This window comes from Oenococcus oeni (genome assembly GCF_020510245.1).
GTDB classification, from domain to species: domain Bacteria; phylum Bacillota; class Bacilli; order Lactobacillales; family Lactobacillaceae; genus Oenococcus; species Oenococcus oeni.
The window spans coordinates 263,649-286,940 of the sequence record NZ_CP084701.1 but is presented as its reverse complement, the minus strand read 5'-3'; the positions used below and the strand labels follow the sequence as shown (position 1 = coordinate 286,940).

The window sequence follows — 23,292 nt, the reverse complement described above, 5'->3', positions numbered from 1 at the left end:
TTTCCCTTTTTAATTATAAATCAGCAAAACCTTTCTGTTTGGAAGCCCTATTCAAATCAAGGCCTAATTTCAATGCTTCTTCCAAAGTAGAAACACCAATCACCTGCAGACCTTTTGGCAAATCGATTCCTGCCAAATTATTTTTTGAAACAATTGCCCGTTTAAATCCAAGCTTGGCAATCTCTTTCAAACGATCCTCAATCAGAGAAATTGAACGGACTTCTCCTCCCAAACCTACTTCACCAAGAAAAACATCGGAAGCATTAGTTGCTTTTTCATGGTAAGAACTGGCAACGGCTAAAGCAATTGCCAAATCAGCTGCCGGCTCGTCGATTTTAACGCCTCCGGTAATTCGAACATGGGCATCCTGATTTTGTAAAAGCAGATTGGCATGTTTTTCCAAAACGGCTAAAATCTGAGCAACGCGATTTCGATCAACGCCGGTTGTCACACGCTGAGCGTTACCGAAAACCGTTGGTGCGACCAAAGCCTGCACTTCGACTAAAATCGGACGACTGCCCTCCATACTGGCTGTAATTGCCGATCCGGTTGCGCCGGCCAAACGCTCTTCGAGAAAGATCTCCGAAGGATTGGCTACTTCTCGTAAACCATGATCACGCATTTCAAAGATACCAAGTTCATTGGTCGATCCAAAACGATTTTTAACAGTTCGGAGGATCCGGTACTTGTAATTGGCATCCCCTTCAAAATACAGAACCGTATCAACCATGTGCTCGAGAATTTTCGGACCGGCGATCGATCCATCTTTAGTAACATGCCCGACAATGAAAACCGTAATTGCATTCGTTTTGGCGATCTGCATTAAGTCGGCCGTCACTTCTCGTATTTGGGCAACCGAGCCAATTGGCGACTGCAGATCAGGTTCCTGCATCGTCTGAACCGAATCAATTACCAAATAATCCGGTTCGATCTGTTGGACAATTGATTTAATTTGTTCCATATCCGTTTCCGGATAAACAATAAAAGAATCCGAACCAACTCCAAGTCGATCAGCACGCAATTTAATCTGATTATCCGACTCTTCTCCGGAAACATAAAGAACACTTCCGCCATTTTCGGCCAACTGACCAGAAACCTGAAGCATTAAAGTCGATTTCCCGATTCCTGGATCGCCGCCAATCAAAATTAAGCTTCCCGGGACGATCCCACCGCCAAGGACGCGATTTAATTCCCTTAATCCAGTCCTTGTTCTAGGTAATTCATTACCGGAGATTTCAGAAATCTTTTTCGGTTTGGCAACCCGCCCGTCGAAACTGATTCGAGCTTTTCGGTTTACAACTGCTTCGGGAACAATTTTTTCCTCTATTAATGTATTCCATTGGCCGCAATTCGGACAGCGCCCAAGATAGCGAGCACTGGTATAGCCACAGTTGGAACAAACAAATTGTGTTTTTGCTTTTGCCATTTTTTCCTATATATTAAACTGTTTAGACCACTATTTTAGCCATGATTGACAATATGAACCGGTGTTTTTGGCAAATCAATTATTACCAACCTTAGTTTTTTTGGCAAAAAATCTTCCAATTGATGAGGATCACGCCAAATAACAGTTTGTTCATTGTTGTCTTTTGCAAAAAAATTCTCTTGGCCGACTCTTTTAACCAACCAAGTGAAATTGATTTCACTGTTATGTTTATTTTGATAACTATACAAATTTTCCGTCACAGCCAATAAACGAACTGTTTTAATTTTTATGCCCATTTCCTCGGTAAATTCACGAATAATCGCCTGATCACTGCTTTCACCAAACTTTAATTTACCGCCCGGCAGCGTAACATAAGAATGCTGAGAACTTATCTTATCCGGATTAAGAGCTAGTTGATTTTTTTCATTAAACAAAACTCCAGTAACCCGAACCTTGAAATCGTGTGTTTCGTTTCGAAAAACGATATCATTTGCTTCATCAGACATTAATTATCTCCCGTCGAACCAAAGCCGCCATGTCGAAGACCTCCAGCACGGTCATTATCGGCAAGCAGAAAGGGAACAAAAATCGCTTGAACGATCCGGTCTCCTTTTTTAACATCGACAGTTTTACCGGATATCGACTGTAATTGAACAAAAATCTCGCCTTCGTTTTTCTCATTATTGTAATAGTCGGCATCGATTACACCGACCGAATTAGGCAGGACCAATCCACGTTTGTAAGGCCCCGAAGAACGATTAACCAAAAATAAGACATTATCATGCGGCATATAAGCTTTAATCCCGGTCGGAACCAATTTAATCGTACCGTCACCAGGTATTTCTGTATCCTCAGCTGCTCTTATATCATAGCCGGCCGCATGCGCAGTTCCCCGGCTAGGAAATTTTATGCCGGCATCTTTGAACCTTGTTACAATTTCAAAACCTCGATCTTTAGTCATACATACCATTATACGAATATGAGATTTCTAATAAAAAAAGATAAAAGAAAAGCCGAAAAAACATTCGACTTTACTATTTTTTATCATCAGTGGTCGTGTATTCATCAAGCATATGTTCACCAGAAGCCATATGCCTTTCATAAGCATGTTCCATACTTTCGATATGTTGATTAAGGTAGTCCATTTGTTGCGCAGTCCCGGAATGAATATTGCGCCATTCTTCGGCTGTGTAATGATCCTGCTTTCTAAATTTTTCTCGGTCCATGCTTCTCCTTATTAGATTATTTTTGGTTAAGGATTTTTATAAAATTAGTCAATCCTCTTACACTTCCATTATAAAAAGCTATGGGAGTTTGTAAAATTAAAGTATGAATGAATATCAGATTAAGTTTAAAGAAGATTGTTACTATGCCGAAAACAACGCAGGTAAGGTAATTAGCGAACTTTTATACTCGAAAATCAAGCAGGGAAAAGTAATCAGCATCAACCAAGTCAGAGTTGACCCGCTTTTTAGAAATCGCGGCATCGCTGGAAAATTGCTGAAAAAAGCAGTTGACGATGCAGTAAAAAACGGTCAGCTAATAAAAGCGGTTTGTTCCTTCTCTAAAAAGGCATTTTTGCAAAACAAAAACTACCAAAAATACGAATACAAAGAAAACTAATTATTTTTGTTAAACATGATTGCTGAACGTTGATAAAATAAAATATACAAAATAAACCGATATTATGTATCATGAAAGCTAGGTTATTCAATGAATTACATCGGAAATTTTTTAAAACGTAAAGATGCCCAACTTTATTTGACATTAATTTTTTTAATTATCGTTATATACACTCTAAGAAACTTTATTGGCGTGATTCTGTTAACGACGATTTTTTCTTATTTAGCAATTAAAGCCAGCTTATTTTTCAAGAAGCAATTCAAGGTTCCTTATCTGCTGGCGGTGATTCTTATGTACGTTTTTGGATTGGGCCTTTTTATCAGTGCAATCACTTATGCTGCACCGCTTTTAGTGGAACAGTTAAAAGTGATTCCGAATATGATATCCAAAGCAATTGTCGATCATCCCTATTTAAACAAAAATATTGATAAATTGATTAATCAGGCTATCCACAGCAGTGAAATTGTTTCCAATAGCAAAAATGTTCTAATTACCGGTTTGCGAGAAGTCGGTCATGTCGGTACCGGGTTCACGCACGTTGTATTGGCAATTTTCTTAAGTTTCGTTTATAGTATCAGCCACAATAGACTCTTGAAATTCGGCCACGAGTTCCTTAAGTCTCCTTATCGCGAATTCTTTAAAAACATTTATTACCTGGCTCGCAAATTTGTACTGATTCTCGGCAAAATAATTGAAACGCAATTGCTGATTTGTTCGATTAATACACTCTTAATGGCAATCGGACTGTCACTTTTAAAGATGCCAAGCTTACTTCTATTAACGATTATTATTTTTATTTTTGGTCTGGTTCCGGTTGCCGGGGTTTTGATTTCAATCATACCGCTCGGTTTGATTGCTTTCGCCAGTGGCGGTTTGATTCGAGTAGCGGAAGTAACTGTCCTAGTAGTCGTAATTCATTTATTTGAATCGTATTTTCTCCATCCTCGTCTAATGGCCGGTCGGACAGATCTGCCGGTATTTGTCGCTTTTATTACTTTAATCATCATGAGCGAACTGCTCGGGGGTTGGGGATTAATTGTCGGTTTACCGATTGTTTCTTTCTTCTTGGATATTTTAGGCGTCCATAGTTCAGAAAAAAAGAAAAAAATGCCAAAAACAGTCAAAAAAAAATGATCACTAAATATTGTCGGGGTTAAATTGACAATCTATCTGATGATCATTAATGATGCCAACAGCCTGTAAATAGGAATAAATTGTCACGGGGCCGGTAAACTTAAAACCGGTCTTTTTCATTTGTTTGGAAATATTAATTGATAATTGGTTCTCAGAGGGAATATCTGCGTGATTAAGAACGTGATTATCAATAGTTTTTCCGTTAGTAAAATGCCAAAGATAATCAGCAAAGGAACCATATTCCTTTTCAATCTTCAAGAAAATTTTTGCGTTATTGACCGTAGCCGACAGTTTCATCCGATTTCTAATAATATCTTTGTTCAATAAAAGATTTTCAATCGAGGTAACTTCTGCGACTCTTTTGATTTCGAAATTAAAAAAAGCCCGACGAAAAGCATCGCGCTTTTTTAAAACAATTGCCCAACTCAAACCGGCCTGATAGGTCTCTAAACAAAGTAACTCAAATAAATAGCGGTCGTCATGGCTTGGGCGCCCCCATTCCAGATCATGATATAAAATCATTTCCGGCGATGGTTTATTAATTTCAGAGGCCCAGGCGCAACGCTTTTTTTGATCGTTTAATAAAAGAGCAGGCTGTTGATTGCGCATATAAATCAAACCTCATAATCCGTATCTGCGTCCAACTGAATATCGCTTTCATCAGTTTGTGTTCCGCCAGCAAACTCAAAGGTTCCAGAGGCATGATAAACGTCGCCATTTTTTGTACCGCTAAAATAAAGCTGAATATCAGTAACATCAGCATCGTAAGATTCGGCGGCTGAGATAAATTCACCATTAATCGCTGAAATCCAGACCGGCAAATTGAGATTTTTGTAATCAAAATGCCTGGCTGTCGATAACAGTGCCTTCTTCATCAATGTTTGATCGTCCATAATTTCCTCCTCAGTTAATTCTATACTGCCTAGTATTGCATGAAAATGCGCTAAAACATAGGCTTTTGATCAATCAAAAGCCGAAGCAAAATCAATCATTCTTATTTTTGTATACCTAAACCAGTACTTTATTCGTGTCCAATTATTAATTCTTTATTTTTTTATGCAGCCATACTAAAGATTACTTTTGGAAATAACTTTTAGCTGCTGATCAAAATTATAAATAATCGGTTCCCCGTTGCCAACTTCAACTTTCATAAAATTATCGTCAGATATGCGATCCAAAAACTTTAATAAAACTCTAATAGAAGAACCGTGGGCAACCAACAAAACATTCTTTTCACTTCGAAGCTGTTTGGCAATTTGATCTTCCCAAAAAGGTTGAACACGTTTCCAAGACATTTCGGCCGACTCGCCAAGAGGTTCTTTAATTCCCAGTTTTAAATAACGCTCGGAAGATTCTTCGTGACCCAAAAGTGGTGGAACGGTCGTATAACTGCGGCGCCACTCTCTGACCTGAGTATCTCCATACTTTTGTGCGGTTTCGGCTTTATTAAGGCCGCGTAAAGCTCCATAATGCCGTTCGTTTAGACGCCAGGACTTGACTATCGGGAGCCAGGCCTGATTGATTTCATTCAAAATAATATAGCTGGTTACAATCGCTCTTTGGAGCATTGAAGTATAAACGATATCAAAATCAATTCCAGAGTGTGACAACTGTTTTCCAGCAACATGTGCTTGAGAGATCCCTTTTTCAGTTAACGGAACATCGGTCCAGCCGGTAAAAATATTATCGTGATTAGCAGTCGATTCCCCATGACGGATTAATACAAGTTTACTCATACATAAATCTTAACGATATTCAATAATCTTTGCGTCTTATTTCTAAAACAAAAAATAGATTTACTTAATTTATTTTTTATAAATATATCAGGCGTTTTCCTTGAAGACCAACAACTACTTTTCTTTCGACCTTTAAATTCGGGTAAATACTGGATAAGGCTGCCGCATATAGATTCAACTGGCCAGAGTATCTCTCCTTTAATTTGGAAACGTAGTCCTTGCCAAAACGGTCTGTTTTATAGTCAAACAAAGTAATTAGACCATCGCTGATAAAATAACCGTCAATAATTCCATGAACCAAAACCGGATCACTTGTCTCGACCTGCTGATAAATTTGTTTTGCCGGAATAAGCATTGCAAAAGTCTGTTCGCGTTTTAAAGTCGACGCGGATTTTTTTATTTCTGTACCAAACTTCGAATTAGCAAACCAGATAATTCGATCAAGTTCGATTGATTGACGGGTTTTTTGATCGGGAATATTCTCTTTGATCAGTTGTTGAAGATAATCCTTGTCGATTTCTTTTTTCCAGTCGATCTTTTCCAAAATCAAATGGGTAGCCGTTCCTTTGTCGGTAGAACTTACTTGTTCTTGATCGTTGCCACCAATGAATTTTGGTTCGGGAAGTTCGGTAATTTGTGGCTGACGATCGGAATTCATTTCGGGCATCAATAAGGAATCAGGATCCTCAAAAACACGTTTTAATTCACTGACATTATGATAAGCCGCCAGTTCGCTTTCGATTTTATAAGGATAATTGTAATCGAGAATTTTCTTGCTTCGCGCAAGATCGATCCCGGTCTCCTCTTGTTCGTTCTGTTTGATTTTTGCTTTATTTTCAACAATTTTCGGAATTGTTTGTGCATTGTAACTTTCAATTTTAAAAGTAAGGTCCTTTTTTGAATAATTCCCCTCAACCTTGTCCAATTTAATATATCCGCTGTTTGCCAAAGACATGCCAATCCAACTTTGATAACTTTTTGCCCGCATTCGATCTTGAAAAGCAATTACCTTTTTTCCGATTGAAACCGGAGTGCCCCAATTATGAATTAAATCACTCATTCTTTTACTTGAGCCAACTAAATATAATCTCTGTTCGGCTCTTGTTAAAGCAACATACAAAAGTCTCATTTCTTCGGCCCAATTTTTCTCTTTAATTTTCTCGGCAACAGCAATCTTTTGAATTGTCGGAATTTTTACCTGGGAAGTTGGATGAACGAAATCAATTCCAATTCCATTATCGAAATCAACAACCATCGCTCCATTGGAATCACGGTTATCAATTTGCTTATCCAAATTCAAGAGAAAAACAATCGGAAATTCAAGCCCCTTCGCGGCATGAATTGTCATTACGGATACAGCCTCCTGACCCATATTGACCGGTGCCTGGGCAAAGTCTTCGACCGAATCCATCAGCTGCTCGACGTAACGAATAAAAGAAAACAAGCCAACGAAATGATTATCGGAAAGCTGCTGGGCATATTGATAAAGTGCATGCAAATTAGCCTGTCTTTGACTCCCTCCAACCATTCCGGCAACATACTCCGGCCAATTAGTATCGTTATAAATTTGCCAAATCAAATCAACGATTTGATTATCAGCAGCTATTTCTCGATAATTTTCCAGTTGAACCAAAAAAGCCGCCATTTTTTTTTGTAAATCTAAATCCTGACCTGTTTTAGCGTAAGCCTGCAGGGCCGAAAAATAGTCATGTTTCATATCGGCTGTCCTGATTTCGGCTAATTGATTCTCATCCAGTCCATAAATCGGAGACCGTAAGACAGCCACCAAAGGAATATCCTGATGAGGATTATCAATAATTTTTAAAAAACTCAAAACAATCGATACTTCAAATTCTTGCAAAAAATTACCCGCAGCAACATTAATTGGAATGTGATACTTTTTAAAAATTGTTTGAATATCATTTTCCCAGCTGTGAGAACGCTCAAGAATAGTAATATCCCGATAAACAAGCGGTCGCATTTTTCCACTCTGGCGATCATAAATTTCAGACTGTCCAACCAACGCCTGAATTTTTGCAGCAATGATTTCGATTTGCGCTTGACGACTATTAAAATCTTCATCTTCGTTGCTCTCTTCGTCAATATCGAAAATCGAGATGTCGGCAACGTTCTTCAGATTCTTTGGGTAATCCCGATTGGCTGCTTTTAATTCGACATCCCCCCGATAATCGATTCCACCAAGTTTGCGGTCCATTAATTTGCGAAAAACAGCATTCGTAAAATCGGCGACGTTGTGTTGCGAACGATAATTTTCAGATAGCTCTATTAATTCGCCGCCGTTTCCCTCTTTATATTGAATGTATTTATTTGAAAAATTGACTGGATCTGCTTGTCGAAAACCATAGATGCTTTGTTTTAAATCTCCGACCATAAAGAAATTCGATCCATTGGAAACGTCCGTAAGAATATTTTCCTGAAGATCGTTAATATCCTGATACTCGTCAACAAGTACTTCATCAAAAAGTGATTGAATTTCTTCACGAACGGTCTGATTTTGGAGAATTTGATAAGCAAACTGTTCACCGTCGGAAAAATCGAGTAGCGATAATTCTCTTTTTTTTAAAGCAAATTTTTTGCGGAAAACTTTCGTTAATCGGATTAATTCTTCAACAACACCTAGAGATTTTTCACTGATATCAAGCCATTGAGATTCATTCAAAAACAAAAAATCACTTTCAATTGAACGGTAAGAATCTTTAGCCTCTTTAATCCAGGGCTTGATCCAGTTATCAAAATAATCGGCTTCTTGTTCGTTTTTTCCTGATTTGCGAGCCGATTTCGGCCAGGAATTATTAACAAAGTAATCGCTCATTTGCTGCCAATTATTTTGAGAGCAAACTTCGATAAAACCGCGAACCAGACCAACTGCATCAGCTAAATAAGCTATGTAACTGTGATAATCTTCGAGATCTTCAACTCCTTTTTTGGCCGAAAGAAGCTGATAAAGGGCGGCCGAAGCGCGATTAACAATTTGTGGTTGTAATAATTCTTTCCAAAAAGAACCTTTCGTCAGGCCGCCGCTTAGACGATAATTTTCAGCGATCGAATCAAGCCAAAAATCAGGGTTGGCACGAGTTTCGGCCATCGTATTCAATTTGATGACCAAATTTTTTAAATCCTGATCATGGCTGGCGGAAGAAAAATTATTCAAGAGCCTTAGAAATTTTTCATCATGATACATTTCATCAAAGGTGTCGTCCAAAACATCTTTGACAAGAAGATTTTTTTCAGTTTGATCAGCCAACATACGATATCGCGGATCAAGTCCAATTACTGAATAATAACGCTCGATAATTCTTAAAGAAAAAGAATCCAAAGTGCCAATTGCAGCAGAATTAAGCAACAACAATTGTTCCTGCAAATGTCTTTTAAGTTGACCTTCTTCTTCGGTGATTCCAGCCCGAATCCGTTTTTCCAAACGATTCTTCATTTCTAAAGCTGCTGCATCGGTAAAAGTTGAAATTAAGAATCGATCAATGCTTTTTCCGGAGAGCAGTTGTTGATAAACATGTTCAATCAATACAGTTGTTTTACCGGAACCGGCTGAGGCTGCTACCAGTAAGTTATGATCAGGAATATGCGCAATAACAGCCCGTTGATTCTTAGAAAAATTCATTAATTTTCGCCTTCTTCCTCGCGCATTTTTGAAATCAATTCACTTTTATTTTTTGGATAACGAGTCAAGTTATTATATTGATTACCGAAATTTCTATCAAAATTCATAATTTCCGTGTAATCAGAATATGTTAAAGCGCTTCTTTGTTCATTCTTTTTAATCGGGTATAACGGAAATTCTCCATGAATGATTTTGTTACCGGCTTCCACTAATTTTTTTTCGTCATGTTTCAGTAAGACGGTCAAATCTTCTTTGGAAACCAAATCGCTTCGTGCCGTTTTTTGACCTTTTTTGGTTAAACCGAAATTATAATATTTGGCTTTTTGACCGGCCAAGACCGTTTGCAAATTAGCTAAATAATTCTGATCATCAAGTAAAATACCATGAAATTGGAAATCCGGCACCTGTTGTTTGGCCCGATCACCGATAAGTTGATCTAGTTGGATCTGATGAGCCAACGCTTGGGAAATGTCAGCCGGTTTGTTTCTTATCTGTACAAAAACGGCTCCGCCAGGCTGATTGATTCCAATGCGTGAACTATTCTTTGACAAAGCAAGCCAGTAGGTCAATAACTGCAATTCTGTGCCTACATAAGCATCGCGAAAATCAAATACTTTTCCATTCGATTTGTAATCAATAATCGTGCCAAATATATGTTCCAGATCCTGTTGATCAATTCGGTCAACCTTTCCGCGCAAATAAATCTTGCGACCATTTGCCAACGTAAAATCAAGACCGGATAAAGATTGCTCCCGCTGTTGGTCAGAAGACAATTTTCCAAAAACGGCTTCTGTTTTAATTGGACGAGAGTTGTTTAATCGATTGGCCCTGTGCATTAATTTCAGTGTTAACAAAACGTCACCAGTGAGGCTCCGAGCAACTGCGCGAAAATGATCATCGGACTGCAAAATTTGAAAATCAGGCAATTCGATCAAATTCTGGGCACTTTCTTGGCTGAGTTTTTTCAATTCCTGATCGCTTAAATCATGAAAATCGGTCCTTTTACCTATTAAACGGTTAATAACCTGTTCGAAGATTGAATGATAATAAGTACCGGACAAAGCGGCATCGACTGTGAACTGATTACGCTTCTTCAGTCGCAGACCGTATTGGAGAAAATATTCATAAGGATTGCTGTAATATTTTTCAATTTGGGAAATAGAAAGTCTTAAATCCTCACCGAATAACTTTTTAATTAATTCCGGCCGCAAAGTAACCGGCTGGTTGTTGTAATGAAGGGCCTGAAGTATCCTTTGAAAATAGGGATTGCGTTTAATCAGCAAATCTGTCAGACCGTCAATAAAATCTTCACCAAAATTTTGCGCAGTTTGACTCAAAATGGCAGCCGAACTATTTGCTGTTCCCAAATAATCGACCAAATCGGCTTGTGATTGAGGCAGATCGGGAATTTTTTCAATCTTAAGGTCAGAAACATTTTTCAAAGAAAGGCGCCTTAAATAAGGTGATAACTCATTTTGCTTTCCGTCAAGTCTCAGTTTCGAATAGGAGAAAGTAACCGAATCAGTCGCCGACAAAACAGAAGAGTAAAAACGGAAATTTTCAGCAGTCATTTCCTGCCGGCTAGTATCCTGAAGATAGTAAGGTTTTTGTGCTTTTGAGAAATCATCGATTAATTGCAAACGATCGAAATCATCGATTAAACTGCTGGAATTAGTTTGAGCGGGAAGACTAGCATCGCTGGCATCAATAAAATAAAGCGCTTTAAAATCATTTCTTTGAACAATTCCACTTTCGGAAACGGTAATTTGATCAAGGCTGGCAGGAATACCGGAGAAACTGGCAGCGGCAAAACCGTCTTTTAGAATTTGCAAAAAATCTTTTTGGCTGTATTTTTTATCACCGATTAGTTGATCTACTTCGTCTAAAGTCGAAAGAAGCAATTTCCAGGTTTGCTGGCCGCGATCGTCTCCATCATTAGCTTGATTGAGCAAAACTTGGTCAACTTGTTGATCGGTCAGCCAGTTATAAAGTGTTTTAACGGCTTGATGATAATTTTCGACTTTTGCGAATTTTTCTTGAAAATCGTCAAGAATCTTAATTATAAAAAGACGCATTCGATTAATCAATGCATTAATTTGCCGGTCGATTTTGTGATCGTCATTTAAATCCTGCTCATCTGAAATCTGAATCAGCTGGAATTCTTCTTGGCGCCAATTTTTTTCTTTTGGATTGTTGGCCAATAAATAATTTTCCAAATAATCCAAAGCCGTTTGAAAATTGTCCTCTAGCTGCCAAGACAAAAGACCGGTTCGGAAAATTTTCATAATTCGTTCATAGGCAAACTCATTAGAAGACCCCAATAAGTTCTCGGCTAAAGAAGCAAGCGGATGATCAGACATACGCGTATCTTTATCAAGAAAATAAGGCAAATCATAACGATCAAAAATTTTTGGAATAATATTTTTATATCCGTCAAGTCTTTGAGCAAGTACGAGAATGTCTTTTGCACGTAATTTCGGGTTATCAACTAACCGTTGTCTGATCGAGCGAGCAACAAAGTCGATTTCATGTTCCTGATCGCTGCTGACAACAATCTTAGTCTGTGGGAAAGAACGCTTTTGACTTGTAAAACCCTGTGTTTCCAACTCGCGCCAACTCTGCTCAAAATTCAGCTGCGACTCGGATAGTGGGCGGATGTTGGAAACGATCCAGACTCGTGCTGAAGAAAATTCGTTTTTAAAGAGTTGATTGGCTCTATAAAATAAATTCCCTTCCCCATATTGATCGCTCTGCTGTTCCCCTGTCAATGAAAAAACAATTTCGGACTTTTTGCCCAATTGTGTTTTTCTATCTGCTGAAATCAAAGCCTTGACGAGTGATAATTCACTTGCTGTGAAACCGGAAAAGCCCTCGAAGTAAAAATTGCAATTTTTTAAATCAATCTTGCTGATTTGAGTGGCAAAATTTCTGAGAGCATCGTCAGGTAAAGAATAATCTTTCAAACTCGGCAATATTTTTGTTTCAATTAACGCAAGTACTTTAATTTTTTCCGATAAACGATCATCAAATTGATGAAGGGGCAAAATTTCGCTTGCTGTCAGGCCCGAACGCCAAATCTCCAACAATTGCTCGGCAACATTAGCAACAAAACCAGGCATTCGTGCCGAACGGGCGAAAATATTCAGTTTTTCAATCGGAAGTTCTCTTAAAACCTGTCCAACCAGAATTGAAACAGACTGGTTGGAGATAATTGTTTTTTGGTCGCGTTCTTTGGTCAAAGCCCAGGCGAGACGGGATAACGAATAAACCTGTAGACGAGAAAAAGCTTGGGCTTCTTGATCATTTTTCCCCAACAAAGAACCAAATTTCTTTAAAACGTCCACTTCGGCAGAGAACTTAATATGGTTTGGAACAATATAAAAAAAACGCGCCTGGGGATCGATCCGGTATTTTTCATAAATTCGTTCTAATAATTCACTGCGAAAATCCCTATCAGCAAAACCCCTGACGATTTCTAAAGTCATAAATCAATTTTATCATCGTAAAAAACTGCTTGTTGAATAAGTTGAAGCTTTAAAAATTAAAAAAATATTTTAGTAAAGATTTTAGTAAATTTATTACTGAAATCGCTTTCTATTTAGTATTTTCTGCTGTAACATTTATTAAAGAAAGTGGTGGAAATAAATTAAAGCAGTTCCAACATTTTCAATAACTATTTTGGTAGATTGTAAAATTAATCCGAACGCTGTTCGGACAAAAAAGATCAGCTTCCTTTAAAATGGTGTTTACCACAAACCCATCTTTTAGGAGCTGATCTTTTGTCTAGTATAACCTATTCCGAACGAATTAAAATCGAAACTTTTTGTGAACTAGGGCTGTCCAATATCCAAATGGGCGTTCGGCTGAACCGATCACCGTCAACAATTTCTTATGAATTATCTCGATGTCAACCTTATCAGGCTGAATTAGCACAAACAGATGCCGAATACAAGCGATCACGATGTGGTCGGAAAACTAAGCTGAGCGATGAGTTAAAGCAAAAAATTCTCAACCATTTACGTCTAAGCTGGTCACCAGGAATGATTGCTCACGAATTTAAACTAGCTACTAAATCTATTTATAATTGGCTAAATCAGGGGAGAATTGGTTTCTCCTTGAATGATCTACCTGAACATGGCGTACGCCAACGGCGTAACGTTGACCAACAATCCAAATATAATCAATCTTTGGGGCGATCAATTGAACAGCGTCCCATGATGATTAATCAACGTAATCGCATCGGCGATTTTGAACTAGATACAGTCGTTGGTCCTCGTGGGCATAGTAAGGCAGTTTTATTAACTTTAATCGATCGAAAATCACGGTTCCTTTGGGCATACCGGTTAAAAGATCGGACGACAGCGACTGTTAATGAAGCACTAACTAAGTTCCTAACCACTTTTAATGGTCCGGTGCACAGCTTTACTGTGGACCGTGGCACTGAGTTTAGTGGGCTAGTATCACTTGAATCACAATATGGTATTAAGACCTATTACTGCCATGCTTATACGCCAGCTGAACGTGGTAGTAATGAACGCTTTAATCGGAATTTACGTTATTTTTATCCTAAAGGGACTTATTTTGAGCACATTAGTGCTCAAGGCTTGAAAACCACCTTACTCGAAATTAATCAGAGACCACTTAAAATACTTGACTGGCAAACACCTTATCAGGTCATGCTGACAAATTTGTCCAAAAATTCGGATTAAATTTGCAATCTACCTTTTTATTAGTAAAAATATGAATAAAATGATTTGGAGACAAACGTATGGTAGATAAAAATAAAAAGATAATTATTAATCCTCAACAGTTCGCTCTAAATGTTATTGGTGGGAATCAAAAATTACCGGACGAGGAAAACAAAAAGTATATCAAGCGTCAATTAACTTTATACCTCGAAGCGCTATTCTTAGTTCAGGACTTCAACGACTTGGAAAAGAACCAATTCGCTTTATCGAAGGCTACCCAGCGTGACGAAATTCTTGAAAAAGTTATCGAGCATCGCTACCACTAAGCAAAAATAAAAATAGGAGAAAAATAAATGAAACAAATCAAACAATATATATCCTATGCCTTTGGTGCATTCGGACACGATGCATTCTATGCGACATTAAGTACCTATTTCATGATTTTCGTGACCAGCCAACTCTTCTCGTCGAGTAATCATTCGCTTGATGACAAAATGATTGGCTATATCACAACAATGATAGTTGTGATTCGTTTAGTAGAAATCGCTTTTGATCCCCTGATCGGAGGAGTTGTTGACAATACCCGAACGCGTTGGGGAAAATTCAAGCCTTGGATTATGATTGGAGCGACGATCAGTTCGATTGGTTTAATTCTTATATTTACAAATTTTGGTGGATTAAACTACAGTAATCCAATTTTGTATCTAATTCTTTTTGGAATTGTTTTTGTTATTTTGGATGTTTTTTACTCGTTCAAAGACACCGCTTTTTGGTCAATGCTTCCGGCATTTACATTGAGTTCTTCAAAACGGGCGAAATTCAGTAGTATCGCTCGTTTGGGATCGACCCTTGGTTCACAGGGTGTCATTATCGTTATTGTTCCCTTGGTTACAATTCTTTCGGGAATGTTTGGAGCGAAAAGTGGTCAAGAGAACCAAGCCGGTTGGTTGGGTTTTGCGATCGTAATTGGTTTGATTTCCTTCCTTGGAGCTTTGGCAACTTCGGTTGGTACCAAAGAGGAACACAATATTATTCGTGAAAATACCGAGAAAATTCATCTTGTCGATGTTTTCAAAGTAATTTTTAAAAACGATCAATTAATGTGGCTGGCTTTGTCCTACTTCATGCTTGCCTTTTCTTACACTGTTACAAACTCTCTTTTCATTTACTACTTCAAATATGTCATGGGAAAATCCGGTTCCTTCTACATTGTCGGCATTATCACTGCGATTCTGGGAATCATTTCCGTTTCGCTTTTCCCGGCTCTGGAAAAACTAATTCACCGAAAGGCAATTTACGTTGGTGGAATTGTCATGATGCTGATTGGATACACAATCTTTATTTTTTCCGGTACCAATGTCGTTGCTGTTTTGATTGGAATTTCTCTGCTTTATTTCCCTTATCCATTGATCTTCTTGGCCGCTTTAATGACAATTGCCGACAGTGTTGAATACGGCCAGTTAAAGAGTGGTAATCGAAATGAATCGGTTACTTTAGTTGTTCGTCCTTTGCTTGATAAACTCGGTGGAGCTTTCGCGAATGGAATCGTTGGTATTACTGCAATCTTCTCCGGTATGACCGGTAACGCCAAGCCAAGTAGTATCAGTGCTCACGAATTATTTAATTTTAAGTTCTATATGTTTTACGGTCCGATGGTACTTTTGATTATTGCTGCATTAGTCTATTTCTTCAAAATCACTTTGACAGAAAAAGAACACGATAAAGTAATTGCCGAACTGGAAAATAAGTTGTCCCATGAGGATGATAAAAAAATTACAACCAAAGGAATTTAGTAAATATTAATAAAAGGAGTAATATTTTGGAAACTTTAGACAAGAATTCTTTATTAAAAGAATTTAAAGAGCAATTCAAAAAGACCGCAGAAAAAGTTTTCTTTTCACCGGGACGAATAAACCTAATCGGCGAGCATACCGATTACAATGGAGGCAATGTTTTTTCTTGCGCAATCAGTATCGGTACTTTTGGTGTTTATGGATCCCGCGATGACCAAACGATCAGAATGTACTCTGCTAATATTCCCGACCAGGGAGTCGTCAGCTTTCAGTTAAACGATCTTGAATATCATAAAGAAGACGGCTGGACTAATTATTTAAGGGGCGTTTTAGCTAGTTTGGTTTCACGTGACTATAAAATTAATCACGGTTTCGACCTTTTTATCCACGGAAATTTGCCTGATGGCGCTGGCCTTTCTTCATCAGCGTCAATCGAACTTCTGATGGGAACGATTTTAAAGAATGTTTTTTCCCTGGATGTTTCGCAATTAGATCTTGTCAAGATCGGCCAAGAAGTTGAAAACAAATATATCGGCGTTAATTCGGGAATTATGGATCAGTTTGCCGTTGGCATGGGAAGAGCTGAGCAAGCTATTCTGCTTGATACAAATACAATGAAATATGAATATGCCCCGGTTAAACTCGGAGACAATGTAATTGTCATCATGAGTACTAATAAGCGCCGCGAACTCCAGGATTCCAAATACAACGAACGTCGTTCACAGTGCGAAGAAGCTTTAAAACGCCTCCAAACAAAATTAGCGATTAAATCACTTGGCGATCTTTCAATTGAAGCATTTGACCAAGCATCTTATTTAATTAATGACGATATATTGATTCGCCGGGCGCGCCATGCCGTCTTTGAAAATCAGCGGACTTTAAGAGCTTTCGATGCGTTAAAAAACAATGATCTGACAACTTTTGGCCAATTAGTTGATGCCTCGCATGTTTCACTGCATTTCGACTATGAAGTGACCGGTAAGGAATTGGACACTTTGGTAGAGGCGGCTTGGAAACAGCCCGGGGTCCTCGGTGCTCGAATGATCGGTGCCGGTTTCGGCGGTTGTGCAATAGCAATTGTCGGAAAAGATTATGTCGATGACTTCAAGACAAAAGTCGGTAAAAGTTATCAAGAAAAAATTGGTTACCCGGCTGATTTCTATATCGCCAAGATTTCGGATGGGCCGAAAGAAATAGTCGAGTAATATTTAAGTATTGGAGGAGGCAAAAAATTAATGTCGGCATTGGACAAATTTGTTACTGCAGTGATCCAATCTGATTCAAATTATCAAGAATTGGACCGTATTTATGTTGAAAACAGAATTCATGCATTAATCGGAGACGGTAATACGGTAAAAGAAAAAGACGATCAGTTACTAAACTTGAGAACTGCTTTGATTGAGACAGCAATCAGGAACGGCAAAATCGAAAACAGCCTATCAGATCGCGACATTTTGGACGCAGAGCTAATGGACCTGCTGACTCCTTTGCCCTCCGTTATCAACGCAACCTTTTGGAATCTTTATCAGAAGAGTCCCAAAACAGCAACAGATTACTTTTATAAGGTTAGTCGCGAAAATGACTATATCAAAACGCAGGCAATCGCGAAAAATATTTCCTTTCCGGTTAAAAGTGACTATGGGGATTTAGAAATTACAATCAATTTGTCGAAACCGGAAAAAGACCCAAAAGTAATTGCTGCCGCTGCCAAACAAAAAAACCGGAGCAGTTACCCGCTAGACCAGCTCTGCCTTGAAAATGAAGGTTATTTAGGTCGCTTGGATTATCCAGCCCGCAGTAATCATCGGATAATCCGTTTGACTCTTGGTGGAGAAACCTGGGGATTCCAATATTCTCCTTACGCCTATTTCCAGGAACACTCGATTTTTCTTTCAAAAATTCACCGTCCAATGGTGATTAATCGACACACTTTCAGCAACTTACTGGAAATTGTTCACATTTTTCCGGAATATTTTGTCGGCAGTAATGCCGACCTGCCAATCGTTGGTGGATCAATGCTAAGCCACGATCATTACCAAGGGGGGAGGCATCTTTTCCCGATGATGAAGGCTAAAATCGATCGTCCAATCGATCTGGGAATTAGCGGTATAACCGCTGGAATTGTTAAATGGCCTATGTCGACAATTCGATTAATCAGTGAAAATCAGGAACAGTTAGCCAAAACTGTTAACTTGATCCATGAAAAATGGATGAACTACTCGGATGAAACAGTCGACCTTAGAGCATATACAAAAGGTGTGCGTCACCACACAGTAACGCCAATCGTTCATTTTGAAAATGGAAAATATATCTTTGATATCGTATTACGAGATAATCAGACCTCGGCTGAATATCCAGATGGGATTTTTCATCCTCACCAGGATGTTCAGCACATTAAAAAGGAAAATATCGGCCTGATTGAAGTTATGGGAAGAGCAATTTTACCAGCTCGCCTAAAGAAGGAACTAAAAGAAGTTTCTTCGTACCTGCTTGAAGAGCCGAATAAAATAGCTGACTATCATCGCAAATGGGCCGATAATTTAAAAAAACAATATAGTTTCAAAAAAGACAATGTCGATACAATTTTGAATAAAGAAGTCGGACTGACATTTGCTAGAGTCCTCGAAGATGCCGGCGTTTTCAAATGGAACCAACGAGGACAATTGGCTTTCGATCGTTTTGTAAAAAACCTAAAGTCTATATAATGGTTAAAGAGATCAAATCGTATTTATTCCTCAGGGACTGATTAAACACAGTTAGGATGGCAAATGGCAACAACATTAAAAGATATTGCAGAAAAAACCGGCCTCTCGCCAACCACTATTTCACGAGTCCTTAATTACGACAAAACACTTTCCGTCAGCGACGAAACCCGGGATCAGATTTTCTCGGTGGCGGAAAAATTAAATTATATTAAAAGTCATCATCGTTCATCGTCTATTTCGACAAAAAAAATCGCCTTGGTTCAATGGTATTCAGAGGAAAAAGAACAGGATGATTTGTACTATTTAATGATCCGCAAAGGAGTTGAGAAGCGCGGTCAACAATTGGGTATCGAAGTTATGAATATATTCAAAAACGATACCAGTACTTTAGAAACCGACATTGACGGCATAATCGCAGTTGGTAAATTCAGTCCCGAGCAAGTAAAGGACCTTGCCTTGGTGACCGACAAAATTGTTTTTGTCGATGATGATCAATTCGCTAAGGGTTTTGACAGCTTATTAACCAACATTTCCCTGGCGATGAAAAAAATCGTTGATTTTTTTTGGAAGGAAAAGATTCGCGATATCGGCTTAATATACGGTGAAGAAGAAACAACCGACCATTTGAGAAAAATTATCGACCGGCGCTATATAGCTTTTAAAAAAGAATTAAGCGAAAAACATGCCTACGACCCAAAACTGGTTTTTAAGGGCGATTTTACAAATGACTCTGGCTATCAAGTTATGAAAGAAGCAATCAGGAAATTAAAGGACCGTCTCCCGCATGCCTTCTTTATTTCCAACGATCCAATGGCAGCCGGAGCCCTAAAAGCGCTCAGAGAAGCAAAAATCGAAATTCCCAAAAGAGTCAGTATTTTTAGCTTCAACAATACTTCGCTTGCCAGTTACGTCTATCCGGAACTGAGTTCGGTAGCTGTTGGAACCGAAGAAATGGGCATGGCAGCAATCAATATGCTAAAAGACCAGCTGACGGCCAGCAAACAGCCCTTGGCAAAAAGAGTCGAATTGGAAACTCGTTTAATTTTTCGCCAAAGTACTTTATGATCGATTACTTAAAAGAATCGAGGTAATATTTTGAAAATCGAAACAAAAAAATTCGGAGAAATAAATGGAGAAACGGTAACCAAATATACTTTGATTAACCAGCATGAAACAAAAATATCTCTAATCACTCTCGGAGCGACATGGCAGGACTTTTCGGTTAAAGAAACAGATGGACGCCACCAACTATTAGTTAATTTTGATAATTTGGAAGATTACATCAAGACCCCTTATTATTTGTGCAAAGCAGTTGGACGAGTTGCCGGAAGAATTACCGGCGCTCAATTTTCAATCGCCGGTAAAGATTATCATATTGAAAACAACGAAAAAGATTACGCTTTGCACGGCGGCAGCCATGGCTTTTCTTTTATCAACTGGTCAGCAGAAAGCCATGTGGATGAAAAACAGGCCAGCGTGATTTTTAAGCACTATATTAAATCAAGCGATGACCAATATCCAGGGAATTTAGAAGCAACAATCATTTACACCCTGACTGAAAATGATCGCGTAACTGTTACATTTCTTGGAAAATCCGACCAAACAACTCTCTTCAATCCAACTCTGCATGCCTATTTCAATGTAACCGATTCCCAGCATGACTTGAGAAAGCAATGGCTAAAAATAAATAGTAGTAAAAGACTGGAATTGAATACTAACAAAATTCCTACCGGAAATTTTCTGCCGGTTAAGGGAAGCAATTATGATTTCCAGCAAAAAGAAAATCTTCAGGATGTTTTGGATAAACTAAAAAAAGATCAAAGCATTATTGAATTGGATGATATTTTTTTGGTCACTCCTAACAGCCAGGAACCAGTTGCTGAGATTGGAGATTCTGCCGATAAACGAAGAATTAAAATCTATTCGCAAAGAAATGCCGTTGTTGTTTTCACGACTAATCCGCTCGATCCAGAGCGTGAGAAGCAACACGATTTCAATGCGTTAGCAATTGAATGCCAAACTTTGCCTGATGCAATTCACCATCAAAACTTCGGTGATATCATTTTATCAGCTGGCAAAACAGCTGTTTATAATATTGCTTATCAATACGAGCACTAAAACAGTTTAAAAAGCGCCGCGAAAAGCAGTGCTTTTTTATAGCAAAAAAAACATTTAAAATTGCCATTTGTAAAAAGTTTTCAGAACTAGAAGAACTAGAAATTATTACCAATCAATTTAAGCAACAGCAGCATAAGTAGATAAATATATACAATTCCATTATTATAAAAAATTATTTTCAAGAGTTTCAACAACAATATCAAGTCAGGTAGAACTATGGGAAAATTGTTTTTCAGATCTGTTTTCAATAATTGGCCGTTCATCCCGACAGGTGATATCCTATTATTAAAATGTTTCAAAAGGCAGATCGATTGGAACTTAACCGGGCAGAGTGTGAAAACACAGGGATGAAACTGGAATAAAACTAGGGATCAAGGGAGGAAAATGGACTATTTTAGTAATTACCGCAATCTTCCCAGAGAAATATACATTCTGTTTATTTCTCGGATCATCGATGCAGCAGGCTCCTTTGTTCAGCCTCTTTTGACTTTGATTTTGACTGAAAAAATAGGTCTCAGTGCTGCTGAATCGGGGTTATATATTACAATTCTAGGATCTTTATCCGCTCCGGGCATGATTATCGGCGGAAAACTCACTGACTTGATCGGTCGTAAAAAAATTATTCTCTTATCACAAATACCTGGGGCGCTGGTTTTGATGCTTTGTGCTTCAATTAAAAGCTCGTCGATGCTATTGGTCTATTTATTAATTCTGTCTTCGATCCTCTATTCAATTTCCTCACCTGCCTATGATGCTCTTTTAGCTGATATAACGGTTCCGAAAAATCGTCAAGCCTCTTATTCGCTTTCCTATATGGGCTGGAATTTAGGTTATGCAATCGGTCCGATACTTGGTGGATTGCTGTTTAAAAATGCTTTGCCTTTCCTATTTTTCGGTGATGGAGTAGCAACTCTGATATCTATGATATTGGTGGCCACTTTTATTGGGGAAACCAAAGGAAAGAAAGACCAGGAAATAAATTCCGAAAAACGACCGCTTGAAATTAGTCAAGAAGGATCCGTTTTTCACATATTGTTTCAAAGACCAATACTTATTTTCTTTGCTTTAATTCTATTTTGCTACGATTTCGTCTACGCACAGTGGGGCTTTGCGCTTCCTTTACAGCTTGCCGATTTGTTTGGTAAAAACGGAGCTGCGCTATACGGAACTCTCGCCAGTTTCAACGGAATTCTCGTAATTATCCTGACGCCTTTATTAACAAAAGTCACAAAAAAAATTCCTGCAATTACAGTGATGTCGATTGGCGGTTTCTGCTATGTTCTTTCTTTTGGTTCGCTGGCTTTTGTTCACATATTGTTCCTCTTCTATCTTGATTTATTCATTATGACGATTGGCGAAATTTTGATTTCAATTAACTCTTCGGTATTCATCGCTGATCATACTCCGCTTTCTCATAGGGGAAGAATTAGCGCGATTATTCCGATAGTCACCGGAGCCGGATATGTAGTCAGTCCGCTTGTGATTGGAAACTTCATTAGTTACGCTTCGATTAAAGATGCATGGTTTTTGGCAGGAGCGATTGTATTTATCGCAGCCTGCTTGATGTCTCTTTTGAAAAGAATCGATAATTAAAGAGCATAAAAAATCCTTAAACCACTAAAAAATAAAATAAAAAAACAATCACCGGTGTTTAAACGGCAATTGCTTACGAGAATAAATTGAACATCCGGTTCAATTACTTAATATCTTTAACGTCTTTTTTAGCTCCAAAGAACATGCTGGAAATAAGAGCCAGTAAAAAAGCTACGATTCCACTCAAACAAAGTCCGATGAATCCAAAATCAATGCCTTTAGGATTAATAAAACACGGTAGTCCTAATGGTCCGCTGGCACCGAAAGCATACAATTTCGAACCAGAAAAACCGGCAATTGCGCCACCTATCCCAGCAGACAAAAAACTGGAAATCATAACCTTTTTACGTGGGATTAAAACTCCATAAAGAGATGGTTCATTAATACCAAAGAACGATGAAATAAAAGCCGGTATGGCAATACTGCGTTCCTTAGGATATTTAGTCCGAAGAAAAACACCTAGAACAGAACCCATCGAAGCTAAGGCACCGGCAAATATTAACGGATTAATAACATCATATCCATGTTGTGCAATGTCGATCGCAAACAGCGGGATAATTGCCCAGTGCAAACCAAACATAACGAGAATACTCCAAAATGTTCCCAGGAACAGACCTGCAATACCTGCATTCAAACCAATCATTGCAATGACCAATTTACTCAAACTATCCTGTATAACCATCGCGATTGGTCCAATAACAATAAGTCCCAAAGGGGCTGCAATTAGCAAAGTGAAGAACGGAACGAAAAATGCCCGTAAAATAGCCGGCAAATTTTTATTCAACCATTTATAAATATGGCTGGCTACCCAAACAATTAAAATAATCGGAATCACGGTA

The 23,292-nt window shown here is 38.4% G+C and carries 20 protein-coding genes; 10 read left to right on the top strand and 10 right to left on the bottom strand.

All coding sequences use genetic code 11. The features are described from left to right. Positions 1-13: 13 nt before the first annotated feature. From radA to J3U91_RS01445, 4 genes are all read right to left on the bottom strand, one after another. On the bottom strand, positions 14-1,426 hold the full coding sequence (gene radA / locus J3U91_RS01460) for a DNA repair protein RadA (RefSeq protein WP_002817898.1): 1,413 nt from the start codon (positions 1,424-1,426) through the stop codon (positions 14-16). Positions 1,427-1,461: 35 nt separating this feature from the next. Next, the gene (locus tag J3U91_RS01455) at positions 1,462-1,932 is read right to left on the bottom strand and encodes an NUDIX hydrolase (RefSeq protein ID WP_002818140.1); all 471 of its coding nucleotides are present in this window, start codon (positions 1,930-1,932) and stop codon (positions 1,462-1,464) included. Beyond that, a complete protein-coding gene (locus J3U91_RS01450) occupies positions 1,932-2,387 on the bottom strand; it encodes a dCTP deaminase/dUTPase family protein (RefSeq protein WP_002818139.1) in 456 nt (151 codons plus the stop codon). The genes J3U91_RS01455 and J3U91_RS01450 overlap by 1 nt, the downstream gene beginning before the upstream one ends. A gap of 73 nt (positions 2,388-2,460) precedes the next feature. Then, positions 2,461-2,652, bottom strand: a complete 192-nt coding sequence (locus J3U91_RS01445) for a hypothetical protein (RefSeq protein WP_002818138.1) — start codon at positions 2,650-2,652, stop codon at positions 2,461-2,463. Positions 2,653-2,755: 103 nt separating this feature from the next. On the opposite strand from J3U91_RS01445, the gene J3U91_RS01440 reads away from it, so the two are divergent. Continuing rightward, complete coding sequence (locus J3U91_RS01440; protein ID WP_002818137.1) at positions 2,756-3,049, top strand: GNAT family N-acetyltransferase; 294 nt, start codon at positions 2,756-2,758, stop codon at positions 3,047-3,049. Between the two features lie 90 nt (positions 3,050-3,139). Continuing rightward, the gene (locus tag J3U91_RS01435; RefSeq protein WP_002818136.1) at positions 3,140-4,183 is read left to right on the top strand and encodes an AI-2E family transporter; all 1,044 of its coding nucleotides are present in this window, start codon (positions 3,140-3,142) and stop codon (positions 4,181-4,183) included. Between the two features lie 3 nt (positions 4,184-4,186). Here J3U91_RS01435 and J3U91_RS01430 read toward each other — a convergent pair whose 3' ends face one another. From J3U91_RS01430 to J3U91_RS01410, 5 genes are all read right to left on the bottom strand, one after another. Next, positions 4,187-4,792, bottom strand: a complete 606-nt coding sequence (locus J3U91_RS01430; RefSeq protein WP_002818135.1) for a DNA-3-methyladenine glycosylase I — start codon at positions 4,790-4,792, stop codon at positions 4,187-4,189. A 5-nt stretch (positions 4,793-4,797) separates the two neighbouring features. Next, positions 4,798-5,076, bottom strand: coding sequence for a hypothetical protein (locus J3U91_RS01425; RefSeq protein ID WP_002817904.1), 279 nt, complete (start codon positions 5,074-5,076; stop codon positions 4,798-4,800). Positions 5,077-5,250: 174 nt separating this feature from the next. Then, on the bottom strand, positions 5,251-5,919 hold the full coding sequence (locus J3U91_RS01420) for a 2,3-bisphosphoglycerate-dependent phosphoglycerate mutase (protein WP_002818134.1): 669 nt from the start codon (positions 5,917-5,919) through the stop codon (positions 5,251-5,253). A gap of 76 nt (positions 5,920-5,995) precedes the next feature. Next, positions 5,996-9,556 carry a helicase-exonuclease AddAB subunit AddA gene (addA, locus tag J3U91_RS01415; RefSeq protein ID WP_002818132.1) on the bottom strand — a complete coding sequence of 1,187 codons (3,561 nt, stop codon included), beginning with the start codon at positions 9,554-9,556 and terminating at the stop codon, positions 5,996-5,998. Beyond that, entirely contained in the window at positions 9,556-13,041 is a 3,486-nt protein-coding gene (locus J3U91_RS01410; protein WP_002818131.1) for a PD-(D/E)XK nuclease family protein, read from the bottom strand. Before J3U91_RS01410 ends, addA begins: the two co-directional genes overlap by 1 nt. Before the next feature lie 294 nt (positions 13,042-13,335). On the opposite strand from J3U91_RS01410, the gene J3U91_RS01405 reads away from it, so the two are divergent. The 8 genes from J3U91_RS01405 to J3U91_RS01370 all read left to right on the top strand — a co-directional run bounded on the left by J3U91_RS01405 (position 13,336) and on the right by J3U91_RS01370 (position 22,453). Further along, positions 13,336-14,265: an IS30-like element ISLpl1 family transposase gene (locus J3U91_RS01405; RefSeq protein WP_002820722.1), complete on the top strand. Its 930-nt coding sequence runs from the start codon at positions 13,336-13,338 to the stop codon at positions 14,263-14,265. 59 nt (positions 14,266-14,324) lie between these two features. Further along, entirely contained in the window at positions 14,325-14,570 is a 246-nt protein-coding gene (locus J3U91_RS01400; RefSeq protein WP_002820248.1) for a hypothetical protein, read from the top strand. 27 nt (positions 14,571-14,597) lie between these two features. Continuing rightward, positions 14,598-16,037, top strand: a complete 1,440-nt coding sequence (locus J3U91_RS01395; RefSeq protein WP_002820247.1) for a glycoside-pentoside-hexuronide (GPH):cation symporter — start codon at positions 14,598-14,600, stop codon at positions 16,035-16,037. Positions 16,038-16,063: 26 nt separating this feature from the next. Continuing rightward, on the top strand, positions 16,064-17,242 hold the full coding sequence (locus J3U91_RS01390; RefSeq protein WP_002820246.1) for a galactokinase: 1,179 nt from the start codon (positions 16,064-16,066) through the stop codon (positions 17,240-17,242). Positions 17,243-17,272: 30 nt separating this feature from the next. Next, positions 17,273-18,742, top strand: a complete 1,470-nt coding sequence (locus J3U91_RS01385) for a UDP-glucose--hexose-1-phosphate uridylyltransferase (RefSeq protein ID WP_002820244.1) — start codon at positions 17,273-17,275, stop codon at positions 18,740-18,742. A 63-nt stretch (positions 18,743-18,805) separates the two neighbouring features. Continuing rightward, complete coding sequence (locus J3U91_RS01380) at positions 18,806-19,807, top strand: LacI family DNA-binding transcriptional regulator (RefSeq protein WP_002820243.1); 1,002 nt, start codon at positions 18,806-18,808, stop codon at positions 19,805-19,807. Between the two features lie 30 nt (positions 19,808-19,837). Then, on the top strand, positions 19,838-20,860 hold the full coding sequence (locus J3U91_RS01375) for an aldose epimerase family protein (RefSeq protein WP_002820242.1): 1,023 nt from the start codon (positions 19,838-19,840) through the stop codon (positions 20,858-20,860). A gap of 384 nt (positions 20,861-21,244) precedes the next feature. Continuing rightward, positions 21,245-22,453: an MFS transporter gene (locus J3U91_RS01370; RefSeq protein ID WP_002820241.1), complete on the top strand. Its 1,209-nt coding sequence runs from the start codon at positions 21,245-21,247 to the stop codon at positions 22,451-22,453. Between the two features lie 103 nt (positions 22,454-22,556). On the opposite strand, the gene J3U91_RS01365 is transcribed toward J3U91_RS01370, so the two are convergent. Further along, positions 22,557-23,288, bottom strand: coding sequence for a PTS transporter subunit EIIC (locus J3U91_RS01365; RefSeq protein WP_004164849.1), 732 nt, complete (start codon positions 23,286-23,288; stop codon positions 22,557-22,559). Between the last annotated feature and the right edge of the window lie 4 nt (positions 23,289-23,292).